The organism is Streptomyces lushanensis (assembly GCF_001700515.1).
GTDB classification, from domain to species: Bacteria; Actinomycetota; Actinomycetes; order Streptomycetales; family Streptomycetaceae; genus Streptomyces; species Streptomyces lushanensis.
Window position 1 is genome coordinate 1 of the sequence record NZ_MAUD01000658.1, and the last position, 647, is coordinate 647.

The window sequence follows — 647 nt, forward strand, 5'->3', positions numbered from 1 at the left end:
CGGCGAGCGCCCTGCCGTACGCGTCACGTGTGGCGACCGATTCGCCCACCTCGTAGCGCGGCAGTTCGAGGGTGACCGGATGCCTGGCGGTACGGGCCGGGGCCTCGGGCTCGACCGGCTTCGCCACGGAGATCCGGATGGAGCGGCGTCCGCCCAGTTCCTCGATGGCGCTCTCCGCGTGGGGCAGCGGCTTGCCGTGCATCCCCTCGCGGTCCTCCACGGAGGCGACGCCCTTTCCCTTCCGGGTGCCCGCGATGATCGCGGTCGGCCGACGGCCCGTCGACCGGGCCTCGTTGAAGGCCGCGTCGATGGCGTCGACGTCATGGCCGTCGATCTCGATGGTGTGCCAGTCGAACGCGCGCAGCCTGCGGCCGTACGCCTCCAGATCCCGCTGATGGCGCGTGGGACCGCGCTGGCCGAGCCGGTTGACGTCGATGACGAGGGTCAGCGAGTCGAGATGTTCGACACCGGCGTGCTCGATCGCCTCCCACACCGATCCCTCGGCCATCTCGCTGTCGCCGGACAGCACCCAGACGCGGTACGGAGTCCGGCCGAGCCGCTGTCCGGCGACAGCGAGATGGCCGAGGGATCGGTGTGGGAGGCGCTCGAGCACGCCGGTGTCGAACATCTCGACTCGCTGACCCTCG

General features: G+C 71.1%; 1 protein-coding gene. It reads right to left on the reverse strand.

The genetic code is table 11. The features are described 5' to 3' along the window. Positions 1-613 (reverse strand): thiamine pyrophosphate-dependent enzyme (locus BFF77_RS32190; RefSeq protein ID WP_245704042.1); only part of this gene is annotated, 613 nt, incomplete at its 3' end. Positions 614-647: the final 34 nt, after the last annotated feature.